This window comes from Bacillus sp. LR_5 (assembly GCF_042709275.1).
This window is the reverse complement of sequence record NZ_JAVAXX010000132.1, coordinates 1-16,876: the sequence shown is the minus strand read 5'-3', so window position 1 is coordinate 16,876 and position 16,876 is coordinate 1. Positions and strand designations below refer to the sequence as shown.

The window sequence follows — 16,876 nt, the reverse complement described above, 5'->3', positions numbered from 1 at the left end:
GCTAGAGAGGAACCGCCCCAGGCTGAAAGCGGATCCCATTGCGTCTTTCTCGAAACAACACTCCGGAGGTTTCCTGCTGAACGCGTTAATCCCGTCATTAGGCAGTGAACGTGAACCTGCGTTAAAGGATCGAGCGGGAATATGAACATATTCCAACTAGGGTGGCACCACGGGTATAACTCTCGTCCCTACTATACATGTATAGTAGGGACGAGAGTTTTTTTCATTTTCATCATTACCGATCATTGTATATTTTATAAGGAATACATAAGGAGGTCTACATATGGGATATAGCATTCCAAGAGGAACACAGGATATTCTGCCTGGAGAATCAGGTCGCTGGCAGTTTGTTGAACAAATTATGAGAGACACTTGCCGCACTTATCAATATAAAGAAATCCGCACACCGATTTTTGAGCATACAGAACTGTTTGCCAGAGGCGTCGGAGAATCGACGGATATCGTACAAAAAGAAATGTATACTTTTCAGGACCGAAAAGGCAGAAGCCTGACGCTTCGTCCGGAAGGAACAGCAGCGGCGGTTCGCGCTTTTAATGAAAACAAGCTATTCGCAAATCCTGTCCAGCCGACAAAGCTTTATTATGTCGGGCCGATGTTCCGTTATGAACGTCCGCAGACGGGCCGCTACCGCCAGTTTTATCAGTTTGGAATTGAAGCGATAGGCTCGAAAGATCCTGCAATCGATGCCGAAGTAATGGCGCTAGCGATGAGTATTTATCAAAAAGCAGGCTTGCAAAACGTTAAGCTTGTCATAAACAGCCTCGGCGACCAAGAAAGCCGCAAAAGCTACAGAGAAGCGCTCATAAAACATTTTGAGCCTCGCATCGAAGAGTTTTGTTCAGACTGCCAGTCACGGCTGCACACAAACCCGCTCAGAATCTTGGATTGCAAAAAAGACCGCAATCATGAGCTGATGAAATCGGCACCTTCGATTCTGACATATTTAAATGAAGAATCAGCCGCTTATTTTGAGAAAGTGAAACAATACTTAAACGATCTTGGCATTTCGTATGAAATTGACTCTAACCTTGTGAGAGGGCTGGATTATTACAACCATACCGCATTTGAAATCATGAGCAATGCGGAGGGCTTTGGCGCGATTACGACACTTGCCGGCGGCGGACGCTACGACGGACTTGTCGAACAAATCGGCGGTCCTGAAGCGCCGGGCATCGGATTTGCGATGAGTATTGAACGCCTGCTTGCCGCAATTGATGCTGAAAAAAGAGAGCTGCCTGTTGATCAGGGAATCGACTGCTATATCGTCACACTCGGCGAAAAAGCCAAGGATTATTCTGTTTCATTGGTTTACAAACTGAGAGAAGCAGGCATTTCCAGCGAAATCGATTATGAAAATAAGAAAATGAAAGGCCAGTTTAAAACAGCTGACCGCCTGAATGCCAGATTTATTGCGATTTTGGGTGAAGATGAGCTTGCCCAAAATAAAATCAATGTTAAGGATGCACAGACGGGCGAACAGATTGAAGTGGCACTTGATGAATTTATACATGTGATGAAGGCAAACCAAAAGGGATAAGGAGTGGAATGTATTGTTTGGAAGAACATATTATTGCGGTGATATAACTGAAAAAGCAATCGGTGAATCTGTAACGCTAAAAGGCTGGGTCCAAAAAAGACGGGATCTCGGCGGATTGATTTTTATTGACTTACGTGACCGTACAGGAATTGTTCAAGTCGTGTTTAATCCTGATGTGTCAAAAGAAGCGCTTGCTATTGCGGAAGGCATCAGAAACGAATACGTGCTTGATATTCAAGGAAAAGTGGTGGCGCGTGAAGAAGGCACAGTCAATGCGAATTTGAAAACAGGCGCGATCGAAATTCACGCTGATGGAGTGACCGTATTAAGTGCTGCAAAGACACCTCCGTTTGCGATTTCTGATCAAGCTGAAGACGTATCAGAGGACGTCCGTTTAAAACACCGTTACTTAGATTTGCGCAGACCAGCTATGTTTCAAACGATGCAGATGCGACATAACGTGACGAAAGCTGTCCGCAGCTTTTTAGATGATAACGGGTTTCTTGATATTGAAACGCCGATTTTAACCAAAAGCACACCTGAGGGCGCACGTGACTACTTGGTGCCGAGCCGTGTGCACGAAGGTGAATTCTATGCACTGCCTCAGTCTCCGCAGCTATTTAAACAGCTTCTGATGGTATCCGGCATTGAACGCTATTATCAGATTGCCCGCTGTTTCCGCGATGAAGACTTGCGTGCAGACCGCCAGCCTGAGTTTACGCAGATCGATATTGAAATGTCCTTTATGAGCCAGGAAGACATTATGTCATTGGCTGAAGATATGATGGCAAAGATTATGCGTGAAACAAAAGGTGTGGAACTCAAGCTTCCTCTTCCTCGTATGACGTATGACGAGGCGATGAACAGTTATGGTTCGGATAAACCGGATACGCGTTTTGATATGCTTTTGACAGATGTATCTGACATTGTGAAGGACACAGAATTTAAAGTATTCTCATCCGCTGTGGCAAACGGCGGTGTGGTAAAAGCCATCAATGTAAAAGGCGGAGCCGGCGATTACTCCAGAAAAGACATCGACGCTCTTGGCGCTTTTGCAGCTAACTACGGGGCGAAAGGACTTGCCTGGGTGAAAGTAGAGGCAGACGGAGTGAAAGGCCCGATCGCCAAATTCTTTGATGATGAAAAGCAGTCTAAGCTGATTGAAGCACTTGATGCTGCTGAAGGTGATTTGCTGCTATTCGGAGCGGATAAATTCGAAGTTGTAGCCGCATCACTCGGCGCCCTGCGCTTAAAGCTTGGGAAAGAACGAGGGCTGATTGACGAAAACCTGTTCAATTTCTTATGGGTCATCGACTGGCCGCTCTTAGAGCATGATGCGGAGGAAGGCCGTTTTTACGCAGCCCACCATCCGTTCACAATGCCTGTCCGTGAAGACCTTGAGTTGATTGAAACAGCGCCTGAAGACATGAAAGCACAAGCCTATGACCTCGTCTTAAACGGCTATGAGCTTGGCGGCGGTTCGATCCGTATTTTCGAAAAGGATATTCAGGAAAAAATGTTTGCGCTCCTCGGCTTCTCCCAAGAAGAAGCGGCTGAGCAGTTCGGATTCTTACTGGAAGCATTTGAATACGGCGCTCCTCCGCACGGCGGAATCGCGCTCGGCTTAGACCGTCTCGTCATGCTTCTCGCAGGACGTACGAACCTAAGAGATACAATTGCATTCCCGAAAACCGCAAGCGCAAGCTGCCTGATGACAGAAGCGCCAGGGGAAGTAAGCGACGCCCAGCTTGATGAGCTTCATCTTTCTATCAAGAAAAAAGTTAAGAACTAAATTGAGCAGTTCGATTCTTGAAAATCAAAATCGTCTGTGATATGATTTTGACAAGTTAAATAAAGTCCTGATGTGTTAGTTGTACACCTAGTTTTGACCGAACATTTTTTTGATTTGGGAGCCCGCATTTTTAAATGGCGTACATGCCTCTTTTCATTCGGTAAAGAGGACTTACAAGGTTTAAAAGAGGGCACCCACCTGCTGAGAGCGGGTTCAAAACAAAGGAAAGCTGCAACGGCACTATTGGGACTTTATTTTTTGTGCGCAGAAAAATCGGCTGCTCATGGATCAGCCATTTTATAGATGAAACCAGAATACGAATGTGGAGTGAGGTTCTTGTTACACCAGTTTTCACGCAATGAATTAGCTATCGGAAAAGAAGGCCTTGAAACGCTGAAAAACAGCACGGTTGCTGTGCTTGGGGTCGGCGGAGTCGGATCGTTCGCGGCGGAAGCTCTCGCGCGGTCAGGCGTCGGCCGCATTCTGCTTGTCGACAAAGATGATGTGGACATTACAAATGTAAACCGTCAGCTTCACGCGCTTCTTTCAACAGTCGGACAGCCGAAAGTTGATTTAATGAAAGCGCGGATCGCAGACATTAACCCTGAGTGTGAAGTGATCGCGTTAAAAATGTTCTATACGGAAGAAACGTATGAGCAATTTTTTGAATATAATATTGACTATGTCATTGATGCGTCAGACACTATCCATTACAAAATCCATTTAATGAAAGAATGTTTGAAACGGGATATTCCGCTCATCTCCAGCATGGGTGCCGCGAATAAAACGGATCCGACACGCTTCCAAATCGCTGATATTTCAAAAACGCACACTGATCCAATTGCGAAGGTCGTCCGTACGAGATTACGTAAAGAGGGCATCAAAAAGGGCGTCCAAGTGATTTTCTCTGACGAAAGCCCGATTGTCATTCGGGAAGATGTCAGAAAAGAAGTGGGGAATGACGAAGCGAAAATCCGCAAAGCAAAAATGCCGCCATCCTCTAATGCTTTTGTGCCGTCAGTTGCCGGTTTGATTATGGGCGGACATGTTGTCATGGATCTTTTGAAAGACATTGATATCAAACGCGTGAAGGATAAATAACGCATAAGAAACAGCCTTGATTATTCGCAAGGCTGTTTTTGTTTTATTTTCTTTTTATTAATTTGTCATACACCTGCTTTAAGGCGGACTCGAACTTTCCTGTCTGTTTCGGCTTGTAATATTGCTTGTTCTTTAAAGGATCAGGGAGATATTGCTGTTCGACCCATCCGTTGTCGTAATTGTGCGGGTATTTATAGTCGATTCCTCTTCCTAATTCCTGAGCTCCTTTATAATGCGCGTCTTTTAAATGCTTCGGAACATCCCCGATTTTTCCGGCTCTGATATCTGCAAGCGCCTCATCGATTGCCAGAATGGCTGAGTTTGATTTTGGTGAGAGGCAAAGTTCAATGACTGCGTTGGCCAGCGGGATTCGCGCTTCGGGAAATCCGACTCGCTCCGCGGTCTGAATAGCGTGCAGCACTCTTGGACCGGCCTGCGGGCTTGCTAAGCCGATATCTTCATATGCGATGACAAGCAGTCGTCTTGCGATGCTTTCCAGATCACCGGCTTCAATTAATCTTGCCAAATAGTGAAGAGCGGCGTTGGCATCAGAGCCGCGGATCGATTTTTGAAAAGCGGACAATACATCATAATGCGCATCACCATCTTTATCGTGAGAAAAGCTCTTTTTCTGCAAACATTCCTCCGCGGTTTCTAATGTAATATGAATCACGCCGTCGGCTGACTCCTTCGTTGACAAGACGGCCAGCTCAAGCGCATTTAAAGCGGAGCGGACATCTCCTCCGCATCCGCGGGCAAAATGCTCCATCGCCTGATCATCGATGGATACAGAATATGTGCCAAGGCCCCGATGCTCATCATGAAGCGCACGTTCCAGAGCCTGTTTAATCAGTTCCGGTGTTAACGGTTCAAGCTCAAAGATCTGTGTCCGGCTTCTGATCGCCGGATTAATGGCATGATATGGGTTTGCCGTGGTTGCTCCAATCAAAATGATCATCCCGTTTTCTAAATAGGGCAAAAGAAAATCTTGCTTCCCTTTATCCAGCCTGTGAACTTCATCCAGAATCAAAATCACCTGGCCTGACATTTTAGCTTCCTGGGCTACGATTTCCATATCTTTTTTATTGTTAATGACAGCATTGAGCTTTCGAAAAGCAATACTTGTTGAACCGGCGATTGCTGTTGCGATTGATGTTTTTCCAATCCCGGGCGGTCCGTACAAAATCATGGATGACAAATGTTTTGCCTGAACCATTCTGCCGATAATTTTATCTTCAGCCACCAGATGCTGCTGGCCGATAATATCCTCTATTTTTGTCGGACGCATCCGATATGCCAATGGCTTCATCATCATCTCTCCTTACTTAATTACAGGGTAACGGAAAAGCGGACATTAGAAAAGGGGGAAGGCCCGTTTCCGCCTGCCTCAATGAAAATTAGCTGAAGGTATGTTATAATAACAGTTGGTCTATTAGATAATAAACGGACGAATCATATAGAAATTACCATTATAAATGTGGAAAATCATGAAATAACAGAGGTGTTCATGTTGAAAATATCAACTAAGGGAAGATACGGTCTCACGATTATGATCGAGCTTGCAAAAAAGCATGGTGAAGGCCCGACTTCATTAAAAAGCATCGCACAGACGAATAATTTGTCCGAGCATTATTTGGAGCAGCTGGTATCGCCGCTCAGAAATGCCGGTTTAGTGAAAAGCATCAGAGGCGCATATGGCGGATATGTATTAGGCAGCGAGCCGGATGCGATTACGGCGGGAGATATTATCCGTGTACTCGAGGGGCCGATCAGTCCTGTTGAAGTGCTGGAAGACGAGGAGCCTGCCAAGCGCGAGCTCTGGATTCGCATACGGGATGCCGTGAAAGAGGTTTTAGACAGTACAACATTAGAGGATCTTGCCAGCTATACAGACGGAGAGCAAGAAGCTTATATGTTCTATATTTAGATCAGAGGTGTAAACATAATGGAACGGATTTATTTAGATCATGCCGCAACGTCTCCGATGGATGAGCGTGTGCTGGAAAAAATGATACCGCATTTCTCCGGCAATTTCGGCAATCCATCCAGTATTCATTCATTTGGAAGAGAATCTCGAAAATGGGTGGATGAAGCAAGAGCGCAGATTGCAGCAGAAATCGGAGCGGCAGAGCAGGAGATCATTTTTACAAGCGGGGGAACGGAAGCCGATAACTTGGCGATTATGGGAACCGCGCTTGCAAGAAAAGATCTGGGCAGACATATCATCACGACAAAAATTGAGCATCACGCTGTGCTTCACACATGTGAAAAACTCGAGGAAGACGGATTTGAAGTAACGTATCTAGACGTTGACCAAAATGGAAGAGTCAGTGCAAAACAGGTGAAAGAAGCACTGCGTGATGATACAATCCTTGTGACAGTGATGTATGGAAATAATGAAGTCGGAACAGTGCAGCCGATCGATGAAATCGGTGAGCTGCTGAAGGAACACCAGTCATATTTTCATACCGATGCTGTTCAGGCATTCGGATTGCTGTCAATTGACGTAAAAAACAGCCATATTGACCTTCTGTCTGTTTCTGGGCACAAGCTCAACGGGCCAAAAGGGACAGGCTTTTTATATGCAAGTAAAGATGTGAAACTTTCCCCGCTCTTATTCGGAGGAGAGCAAGAAAGAAAACGCCGGGCCGGAACAGAAAATGTTCCCGGCATTGTCGGGCTGAAAGAAGCTATCAAGCTGTCAAGTGAAGAACGGGACGAAAAAAACGAGAAGTATCAATCGTTTAAAGCTATCATTGCTGACACGCTTGAAAATGCCGGTGTGGCATTCGAGATTAACGGGGACAAAGAGCATAGTCTGCCGCATGTTCTGAATCTTTATTTCCCCGGTGTATCAGTGGAAGCCCTGCTGGTGAATCTTGACATGGCGGGAGTCGCTGTCTCAAGCGGATCAGCGTGCACGGCCGGTTCAGTCCTGCCGTCACATGTTCTGACTGCCATGTTCGGAGAAGAAAGTGACCGGCTGACGTCCTCGATTCGGATCAGCTTCGGCCTCGGCAATACGGCTGAGCAAGTGAAAACTGCTGCCAAACATGTGGCTGACGTTGTAAAACGGCTCACACAATAAGGCGGCTTAGTTATTGGAGTGAATGAAATGGAAAAACGGCCGGAAGATACTAGAGTCGTCGTCGGCATGTCCGGCGGAGTGGACTCATCTGTGGCGGCTCTGCTGTTAAAAGAACAGGGCTATGATGTAATCGGAATCTTTATGAAAAACTGGGATGATACGGACGAAAACGGTTTTTGCACGGCGACAGAGGATTATGAAGATGTGATCCGCGTCTGCAACCAAATCGGAATTCCGTACTATGCCGTAAATTTTGAAAAGCAATATTACGACAAGGTATTTCAATACTTCCTTGATGAATATAAAGCAGGCAGAACACCAAACCCGGATGTGCTGTGCAACAAAGAAATTAAATTCAAGGCATTTTTGGAGCACGCCCTGTCACTTGGCGCTGATTATTTAGCGACTGGCCACTATGCAAGGGTAGACAGAAGCGGCGGCAAAGTCAGAATGCTGCGCGGCATTGATGAAAACAAGGATCAAACGTACTTCTTGAATCAGCTGACAGAAGATACGCTAAGCAAAGTCATGTTCCCGATCGGCGAGCTTCAAAAAAGCCGTGTGCGTGAAATTGCCAAAGAAGCAGATCTTGCAACAGCGACGAAAAAAGACAGTACGGGCATCTGTTTTATCGGCGAACGCAACTTCAAAACGTTTCTCAGCCAATACCTCCCTGCACAGCCGGGCGATATGATGACGATGGACGGAGAAGTAAAAGGACGCCACGACGGGTTAATGTACTACACGATCGGACAGCGTCACGGCCTTGGCATCGGTGGAAGCGGCGAGCCGTGGTTTGCAGTTGGTAAAGATCTTGAAAAAAACATTCTCTACGTGGATCAAGGGTTCCATAACCCGCTTCTTTATTCCGACAAAATCACAGCAACAAATATCAGCTGGGTTCGTTCGGATATCATGAAGGGCGAAGAGATTGCCTGCACGGCAAAATTCCGTTACCGCCAAGAAGATCATAAAGTAACGGTGCGCATGACAGGTGAAGGCGAAGCGGAAGTCATCTTTGATGAACAAGTCCGCGCTGTAACGCCTGGACAAGCCGTTGTCTTCTATGACGGCGAAGAATGCCTTGGCGGCGGAACAATTGATGATGTGTACAAAGACGGAACAAAATTGTGGTACGTATAAAAGATGAAAAACCTCAACACTGAGTTGGGGTTTTTTAATGAAAGGAAGATGATCGGTGGATTATAATCAACTCGGTATAGAGGCGATGCAGGAAGGCGATTACGAGAAAGCGGCAGAGGCATTTACAAAAGCGATTGAAGAAAATAAAGAAGACGCGATTCCTTATATCAATTTTGCTAACCTGCTTTCATCCGTAAACGAGCTGGAACGGGCGCTTGCGTTTTATGATAAAGCGCTTGAATTAGACAATAACGCAGCCACTGCTTATTATGGAGCAGGAAATGTCTATGTTGTAAAAGAAATGTACAAAGAAGCGAAAGACATGTTTGAAAAAGCATTTCGAGCCGGGATGGAAAACGGCGACCTGTTTTACATGCTCGGAACGGTTCTTGTCAAGCTCGAACAGCCTAAGCTTGCATTGCCGTATTTACAAAGAGCGGTCGAACTGAATGAAAATGATACGGAAGCGCGCTTTCAATTTGGGATGTGCTTAGCGAACGAGGGCATGCTGGACGAAGCGCTCAGCCAATTCGCAGCTGTAACAGAGCAGGATCCGGACCACGCCGATGCATTTTATAATGCGGGTGTTGCTTATGCTTATAAAGAAAATCGAGAAAAAGCACTGGAAATGCTGGACAAGGCGATCGACATCCAGCCAGATCATATGCTTGCGCTTCATGCTAAAAAACTAATCGACCCATCATAACAGGCACAGGAGGAGGGAAAAGCTCGTGCAGCAGCATCCGGATCAGCTTAAACTGGAGGAAGAGCCCTATTTAAAGGGGACAGTCAACACAGTCATCTATCATAACGACACCAATTTATATACGGTTCTGAAAGTAAAAGTCACAGAGACCTCCGAAGCGATTGAAGATAAAGCCGTATCCGTGACGGGCTACTTCCCTGCGCTTCAAGAAGAAGAGACCTACACGTTTTACGGAAAGATCGTAACCCATCCAAAATTCGGGCTCCAATTTCAGGCGGAGCATTTCAAAAAGGAGATCCCGACGACTAAGGAAGGCATCATTCAGTATTTATCGAGTGATTTGTTCGAGGGAATCGGCAAAAAAACAGCTGAAGAAATTGTGAAAAAGCTGGGCGACAGTGCCATTAATAAAATTTTGGCCGACGCTTCAGTGCTTTATGATGTTCCGAGACTGTCAAAAAAGAAAGCTGATACGCTAGCCGGCGCTTTGCAGCGGCATCAGGGACTTGAGCAAATCATGATTTCCCTGAATCAGTTCGGCTTTGGCCCTCAGCTGTCTATGAAAATCTATCAGGCCTATGAATCCGAGACGCTTGAAAAGATTCAGGAAAACCCTTATCAGCTTGTGAAAGATGTAGAAGGGATTGGGTTTGGGAAAGCGGATGAGCTTGGCAGCAGAATGGGACTTTCGGGTAATCATCCTGAGCGGGTAAAAGCCGCCATTTTGTACACGCTTGAAACGACTTGTCTGTCAGAAGGGCATACGTACATAGAAACGGAGCAGCTGATTATCGACACCCAATCACTGTTGAACCAGTCAGCAAGGGAAGGACAGCGCATCACAGAAATGGATGCCGCTAACGCGATTATTGCCCTTGGAGAAAATAAAGACATTGTCATAGAAGACGGCCGCTGTTATTTTCCATCGCTGTTTTACGCAGAACAAAACGTTGCAAAGCGTGTGAAACATATCGCAAGCCAAACCGAATATGATGACCAGTTTCCTGAATCAGAATTTCTGCTCGCTTTAGGAGAACTGGAAGAACGGATGAATGTTCAGTATGCCCCGAGCCAGAAGGAAGCGATTCAAAAAGCCCTTTCCTCACCAATGCTTCTTTTAACGGGAGGCCCGGGAACAGGGAAAACGACGGTAATCAGAGGAATTGTCGAACTATACGGAGAGCTTCACGGCGTGTCACTAGACCCGTCAGCTTATAAAAAGGATGAAGCTTTTCCGGTTGTATTGGCCGCACCGACAGGAAGAGCGGCGAAACGGATGAGTGAATCAACGGGTCTTCCGGCAGTCACGATACACAGGCTGCTTGGCTGGAACGGCGCTGAAGGCTTTACCCATACAGAGGATCAGCCGATCGAAGGAAAGCTGTTAATTATCGATGAAGCCAGCATGCTTGATATATGGCTGGCGAACCACTTGTTCAAGGCGATCCCTGATCATATTCAAATCATCATTGTCGGAGATGAAGATCAACTGCCTTCTGTCGGTCCGGGCCAAGTGCTGAGAGACCTTTTGGCATCTAAGGTAATTCCGACTGTGAGACTGACAGACATCTACCGCCAGGCTGAGGGGTCATCAATCGTTGAGCTTGCCCACCAGATGAAAAATGGATTGCTGCCGAACAATTTGACTGCCCCGACGAAGGACCGTTCCTTTATTCGCTGCGGTGGCTCGCAAATAAAAGAAGTAGTCGAAAAGGTTGTCGCCAATGCATTGAAAAAAGGCTATACGGCAAAGGACATACAGGTTCTCGCCCCGATGTACAGAGGGAAAGCAGGCATCAATGAACTGAACGTGATGCTGCAGGACATCTTGAATCCTCCTAAAGAAAAACGGAGAGAATTGAAGTTCGGAGATGTTGTCTACAGAACGGGAGATAAAATTTTGCAGCTTGTCAATCAGCCGGAAAACAATGTGTTCAATGGAGATATTGGCGAAATCACGTCGATATTTTATGCGAAGGAAAATACAGAAAAAGAAGACATGGCCGTTGTTAATTTTGACGGCAATGAAATGACATTTACGAAAAAAGATTTTAACCAGTTTACCCATGCGTATTGCTGCTCTATTCATAAATCGCAGGGAAGTGAATTTCCGATTGTGGTTTTGCCTGTTGTAAAAGGCTACTATAGAATGCTCAGAAGAAACCTTCTTTATACCGCTATTACAAGAGCAAAGAAATTTCTCATTTTATGCGGGGAAGAGGAGGCGCTGGAGTGGGGCGTAAAAAATAATGACGCAACTGTCAGACAGACTTCCTTGAAAAACAGGCTGTCATTACAGATTGAGGAAATGGATGCCGAGCTTGAGGCTTTGCAAAAAGAGCTCCCGTTCAGTGTGCACGATGCCAATATTGGTATGGAAGGCATTACACCATTCGATTTTATGAAAGAAGAACAGCTGTAAAAAGGCTCCCGTGTTAGCGGGAGTTTTTTCATTTGCAGTGGAAGTGATTTCATCGTATGAGTCAAAGGCGCAAAGCAAAACCTAAGCCTGTTCAACAAAAGGTGGTTGATCACACTTTGAGAACATGCCATGAGATAGAAGGATTCCCAGTATACTCAGAACGAACTTCTTGTTATCTTGGGACAATTTCCGATATTTGTTTTTCTCTGACAGGAGATTGTCTCGGGTTTATTCTTGCACAAAAACGGTTTTTGCATCATCATCATGCGCTTTTACGGGCGTGTGATATCTCTTGCATTCTTGATGACCGCATATTGGCCTCGGTCAGTTCTGGCCAGCTTCTGCCTCTTCCGAAGTCATGCTTCACATACGAGCAGATGAAAATGAAGCTTGTGAAATCGCAAGAGGGAGATATATTGGGGATGCTGGAAGATGTATACTTTTGTTTGGACAGGGGCATAATCGTAGCATATGAACTCTCGGACGGTTTCTTTTCTGACCTGGCGGGAAGCAAGCGCCAGATCCAAAAAGCGGATTCGCTTGTCGAGGTGCGGAAAGATGAGATCGTTCTGAACGGATAGAGGTGTGAGATATGCTTATATGCCCGAACTGCAAAAGTAAGGATATCGGGAAAATTGGCGTAAACCAATATTATTGCTGGGGTTGTTTTATTGAACTGACAGTCGCGAAAGGGAAGATTGCAACTCATCAGGTGGAAGAGGACGGAACGTTAAGCAGCTTGGATGATTTGTTTTCTGAGGATGAACGCAGCATCAATTTTTGATCATGAAGGGAGATGCGCAGGATGAATCGGACGATGACTTCTCTTTTGGCATTAGGAGCCGGGGCTCTCGTGTACCGAATGGCGACTCAATCCGATATGCTGAATAATCGAAGCATGAAGCGGATGAGAAGAAGAATAACGAAAATGTTTTAATGTGAAAAAGGATACTCTTTGAGTATCCTTTTTGTTATGAGGAGAGAGAATAATTCCCACCGTTCCTCAAAAGATATAGAAGAGGTGAAAGCAGATGCTTCAAAAACCGGTGCAGCTTTTGTTGTGGGTGGCAATTTGTTTGCTGGTCCTGTTAACAGTTTACGTCTTTTTTATGCTTGATATGTTATGGTCGCCTTTTTGGCTCGTCATAAAAACGATCTTTATTCCCTTAATCATTTCTATTTTTATTTCTTATTTATTACTTCCGGTCACGGAGTGGCTGCACGGCAAAGGATTGCCGAGGACTTTGAGCATCCTGGTGATTTATGTTCTTTTTTTTGGCGGAATTGGCTGGGCGCTGTATAAAGGGGTGCCTGTTTTAATTGTGCAGCTGACGGATTTATCAGAAAATATACCTATGTTTGCCGAAACGTATAACGGGCTCCTTCTTCATGTGCATAACCATACTGATGACTGGCCTGACGGCATGCACCATCGTATAGATAAAATGATCCGCCAGACGGAGGCGTTTTTTGCGGGAACGATAGAAGGTGCAATCAGCGGGATCCGCAACGTGCTTGATTATTTCTTAATTGCGGCAACAATTCCTTTTCTCGTGTTTTATATGGTAAAGGATATTGAGTTGATGAAAAAGACAGTATGGTACTTGACCCCGAAGTCGTGGAGAAAGCGGGGAAGCGCCTTTTTGCGGGATGTGGATGACTCCCTTGGCGATTACATCCGCGGCCAGCTTCTGGTCTGCTTGATTCTCGGCGTGATGGCGGGCATTACGTTCTGGATATTCGGACTTCCGTATCCGTTGATCTTAGGTCTTATTTCTGGGATAACGAATGTCATACCGTATTTTGGTCCGTTTATCGGAGCGATTCCTGCGCTTTTAATTGCGATGACGGTCTCAGTCAAAGCGATTCTTGTTGTGGTGATTACAGTGTTTATTCTGCAGTTTATGGAAGGGAATATCCTCAGTCCGTTCATTGTCGGCAGAAGCCTTAAAATGCATCCTGTCGTCATCATGCTTGCACTGCTTGCCGGAGGAGAGCTTGCGGGAATCGTCGGAATGATTCTGGCTGTTCCTGCGACGGCTGTTTTAAAAGTGATGATGATCCATTTTTTACGGATGAGGACGGAGCATTGACATTGGCGTGCAGCTTGTCTATAATTTCTCGTAGAATACATACGAATCTCGAGTGACGGATCTGAGTACGCCGAAGCCCTGTTAAAGAGAGAAGCTCCGTAAGCTGAAAGGAGCTTTATCAGAAGATCGGAGGAAGCTAATCCTGAGTGCAGTTAATCACTGCCGCATATCCTGCGTTACAGGGTAAAAGGTGACGGGCGAATGTTAAGGCCCGTAATCAGGGTGGTACCGCGAGACAGCTCTCGTCCCTGTGTAAACGCGTGGTTTGCATAGGGGGAGGGCTTTTTTGCTGTCACTAAAGAGAATTTCGATTTTTATAGAGGAGGAAATACAATGAAACACTTAACTTCTGCGGAAGTGCGTCAAATGTTTTTGGATTTCTTTAAAGAAAAAGGACATGCGGTAGAGCCGAGCGCGTCATTAGTGCCTCATGAGGATCCTTCACTGCTTTGGATCAACAGCGGTGTTGCGACGCTGAAAAAATATTTTGACGGCCGTGTTGTTCCGGAAAATCCAAGAATCGTAAACGCTCAAAAAGCGATCAGAACAAACGATATAGAAAATGTAGGTAAAACTGCGCGCCATCACACATTCTTTGAAATGCTCGGAAACTTTTCCATCGGCGATTATTTCAAAGAAGAAGCCATTACATGGGCGTGGGAGTTTTTAACGAGTGACAAGTGGATCGGTTTCGACAAAGAGCTTCTCTCTGTTACGGTTCACCCTGAAGATGAAGAGGCGTATGAATTCTGGGCGAAAAAAATCGGTATTCCTGAGGAAAGAATTATTCGCCTGGAAGGGAACTTCTGGGACATCGGTGAAGGACCGAGCGGACCGAACACGGAGATCTTCTACGACCGCGGTGAGGCATACGGAAACGATCCAGAAGATCCGGAGCTTTACCCAGGCGGAGAAAACGACCGTTACCTGGAAGTATGGAATCTTGTGTTCTCTGAGTTCAACCATAACCCTGACGGTACGTACACGCCGCTTCCGAAGAAAAACATTGATACGGGCATGGGGCTTGAAAGAATGGTATCAGTCATCCAGAATGTCCCGACAAACTTTGATACCGATTTATTTGTTCCAATCATCAAAGCAACAGAAACCATTTCCGGTGAAACATACGGCACAGACAATGTGAAAGATACTGCGTTTAAAGTGATTGCCGACCACATCAGAACGGTTGCCTTTGCTGTCAGTGACGGAGCGCTTCCGTCAAATGAAGGCCGCGGCTATGTATTAAGACGCTTATTGCGCCGGGCTGTGCGTTATGCCAAAACGATCAACATCCACCGTCCGTTCATGTACGATTTAGTGCCGGTTGTCGCTGAAATCATGGCTGATTTCTATCCTGAAGTGAAAGAGAAAGCGGATTTCATTGCAAAAGTCATCAAAACCGAGGAAGAGCGCTTCCACGAAACACTTAATGAAGGGCTTGCCATCCTGTCAGAAATGATCAAAAAAGAAAAAGACAAGGGCAGCAGCGTTATTTCAGGTGCTGACGTGTTTAAATTGTACGATACGTATGGATTCCCGGTTGAGCTGACTGAAGAATACGCAGAAGACGAGAACATGACGGTTGACCATAAAGGCTTTGAAGAAGAAATGAATCAGCAGCGTGAACGGGCAAGAAACGCTCGCCAGGATGTCGGCAGCATGCAGGTGCAGGGCGGCGCATTACGCGAGGTGACCGATGAAAGCACATTTGTCGGGTACTCTCAAACAAAAGCTGATGCCAATGTCATTGTGCTTCTTCAGGACGGCCAATTAATTGATGAGGCTCATGAAGGAGAAAGCGTACAAATTATTCTTAATGAAACACCATTCTATGCTGAAAGCGGCGGCCAAATCGGGGATAAAGGCTATCTCCGCAGCGAACAGGCAATAGTGAGAGTTAAAGATGTGCAAAAAGCGCCGAACGGCCAGCATGTGCATGAAGGTGTTGTCGAGAGCGGTACTGTACAAAAAGGCTTGCATGTAACTGCTGAAGTTGAAGACCATATGAGAAGCAGCGTCATTAAAAACCATACGGCAACGCATTTATTGCATCAGGCACTAAAAGACGTTCTAGGAACTCATGTCAATCAGGCAGGATCTCTTGTGACTGAAAACCGTCTTCGTTTTGACTTCTCGCATTTTGGCCAAGTGACAAAAGAAGAGCTTGAGCAAATTGAAAGAATCGTAAACGAAAAGATCTGGGCCAGCATCCCGGTCAGCATCGACTTGAAGCCGATCGCGGAAGCAAAAGAAATGGGCGCGATGGCTCTGTTCGGCGAAAAATACGGCGATATTGTCCGGGTCGTTCAAGTCGGAGATTACAGTTTAGAGCTATGCGGCGGCTGTCATGTCAGAAATACAGCAGAAATCGGTCTGTTTAAAATCGTTTCTGAATCTGGAATCGGAGCAGGCACAAGACGGATTGAAGCTGTAACGGGACAAGGCGCTTACGTCGAAATGAACAGCCAGATTTCAGTATTACAGCAGGCTGCTGACGAGCTGAAAACAAATATCAAAGAAGTGCCGAAACGGGTTGCGGCTCTGCATGCTGAACTGAAGGAAGCACAAAGAGAAAATGAATCTCTTCTTGCGAAACTCGGCAACGTGGAGGCAGGAGCGATTCTGTCGAAAGTAAAAGAAGTTGACGGCGTGAGTGTGCTTGCGGAAAAAGTAAATGCGAAAGATATGAACCATCTGCGTACAATGGTGGATGAACTCAAAGCAAAGCTTGGCTCTGCGGTGATCGTGCTTGGTGCGGTACAAAACGATAAAGTCAATATCTCTGCCGGAGTCACAAAGGATCTCATTGAGAAAGGCCTACATGCCGGCAAGCTGGTCAAACAAGCTGCGGAAGTTTGCGGCGGAGGCGGCGGAGGCCGTCCGGATATGGCACAGGCAGGCGGCAAACAGCCGGAAAAATTAGAAGAAGCTTTGGCTTCTGTAGAAGATTGGGTGAAATCCGTTTTATAATTT

The 16,876-nt window shown here is 45.9% G+C and carries 14 protein-coding genes and 1 other RNA gene; 14 read left to right on the top strand and 1 reads right to left on the bottom strand.

Going from position 1 to position 16,876, the window contains the following annotated elements:
• Window positions 1–283 precede the first annotated feature (283 nt).
• The 4 genes from hisS (at window position 284) to RAC86_RS22265 (ending at window position 4,451) form a co-directional block, all read left to right on the top strand.
• Entirely contained in the window at window positions 284–1,558 is a 1,275-nt protein-coding gene (gene hisS / locus RAC86_RS22280) for a histidine--tRNA ligase (protein WP_072566620.1), read from the top strand.
• A gap of 13 nt (window positions 1,559–1,571) precedes the next feature.
• Window positions 1,572–3,350, top strand: coding sequence for an aspartate--tRNA ligase (gene aspS, locus RAC86_RS22275; RefSeq protein ID WP_061186669.1), 1,779 nt, complete (start codon window positions 1,572–1,574; stop codon window positions 3,348–3,350).
• A 61-nt stretch (window positions 3,351–3,411) separates the two neighbouring features.
• Window positions 3,412–3,604: non-coding RNA, 6S RNA (ssrS, locus tag RAC86_RS22270), on the top strand.
• Between the two features lie 82 nt (window positions 3,605–3,686).
• Window positions 3,687–4,451, top strand: a complete 765-nt coding sequence (locus RAC86_RS22265) for a tRNA threonylcarbamoyladenosine dehydratase (RefSeq protein ID WP_014114611.1) — start codon at window positions 3,687–3,689, stop codon at window positions 4,449–4,451.
• Between the two features lie 43 nt (window positions 4,452–4,494).
• Here RAC86_RS22265 and RAC86_RS22260 read toward each other — a convergent pair whose 3' ends face one another.
• Window positions 4,495–5,760: a replication-associated recombination protein A gene (locus RAC86_RS22260; protein ID WP_041521021.1), complete on the bottom strand. Its 1,266-nt coding sequence runs from the start codon at window positions 5,758–5,760 to the stop codon at window positions 4,495–4,497.
• A 201-nt stretch (window positions 5,761–5,961) separates the two neighbouring features.
• On the opposite strand from RAC86_RS22260, the gene cymR reads away from it, so the two are divergent.
• The 10 genes from cymR to alaS all read left to right on the top strand — a co-directional run bounded on the left by cymR (window position 5,962) and on the right by alaS (window position 16,873).
• The gene (gene cymR, locus RAC86_RS22255) at window positions 5,962–6,378 is read left to right on the top strand and encodes a cysteine metabolism transcriptional regulator CymR (RefSeq protein ID WP_003225879.1); all 417 of its coding nucleotides are present in this window, start codon (window positions 5,962–5,964) and stop codon (window positions 6,376–6,378) included.
• A gap of 18 nt (window positions 6,379–6,396) precedes the next feature.
• Window positions 6,397–7,539: a cysteine desulfurase family protein gene (locus RAC86_RS22250; protein WP_072566619.1), complete on the top strand. Its 1,143-nt coding sequence runs from the start codon at window positions 6,397–6,399 to the stop codon at window positions 7,537–7,539.
• Window positions 7,540–7,566: 27 nt separating this feature from the next.
• Window positions 7,567–8,682 carry a tRNA 2-thiouridine(34) synthase MnmA gene (gene mnmA, locus RAC86_RS22245; RefSeq protein WP_072566618.1) on the top strand — a complete coding sequence of 372 codons (1,116 nt, stop codon included), beginning with the start codon at window positions 7,567–7,569 and terminating at the stop codon, window positions 8,680–8,682.
• An 85-nt stretch (window positions 8,683–8,767) separates the two neighbouring features.
• Entirely contained in the window at window positions 8,768–9,388 is a 621-nt protein-coding gene (locus tag RAC86_RS22240; RefSeq protein ID WP_236827593.1) for a tetratricopeptide repeat protein, read from the top strand.
• Between the two features lie 25 nt (window positions 9,389–9,413).
• Entirely contained in the window at window positions 9,414–11,810 is a 2,397-nt protein-coding gene (gene recD2 / locus RAC86_RS22235; protein WP_072566616.1) for an SF1B family DNA helicase RecD2, read from the top strand.
• Window positions 11,811–11,866: 56 nt separating this feature from the next.
• Window positions 11,867–12,391 (top strand): PRC-barrel domain-containing protein, encoded by a 525-nt coding sequence (locus RAC86_RS22230; protein WP_072566615.1) that lies wholly within the window; start codon window positions 11,867–11,869, stop codon window positions 12,389–12,391.
• A gap of 11 nt (window positions 12,392–12,402) precedes the next feature.
• Complete coding sequence (locus RAC86_RS22225) at window positions 12,403–12,594, top strand: hypothetical protein (RefSeq protein WP_003225893.1); 192 nt, start codon at window positions 12,403–12,405, stop codon at window positions 12,592–12,594.
• Window positions 12,595–12,615: 21 nt separating this feature from the next.
• Window positions 12,616–12,747, top strand: a complete 132-nt coding sequence (locus tag RAC86_RS22220; protein WP_003225895.1) for a YrzQ family protein — start codon at window positions 12,616–12,618, stop codon at window positions 12,745–12,747.
• A 94-nt stretch (window positions 12,748–12,841) separates the two neighbouring features.
• Window positions 12,842–13,903: an AI-2E family transporter gene (locus tag RAC86_RS22215; protein ID WP_072566614.1), complete on the top strand. Its 1,062-nt coding sequence runs from the start codon at window positions 12,842–12,844 to the stop codon at window positions 13,901–13,903.
• 333 nt (window positions 13,904–14,236) lie between these two features.
• The gene (alaS, locus tag RAC86_RS22210) at window positions 14,237–16,873 is read left to right on the top strand and encodes an alanine--tRNA ligase (protein ID WP_014114603.1); all 2,637 of its coding nucleotides are present in this window, start codon (window positions 14,237–14,239) and stop codon (window positions 16,871–16,873) included.
• The last annotated feature ends 3 nt before the right edge of the window (window positions 16,874–16,876 follow it).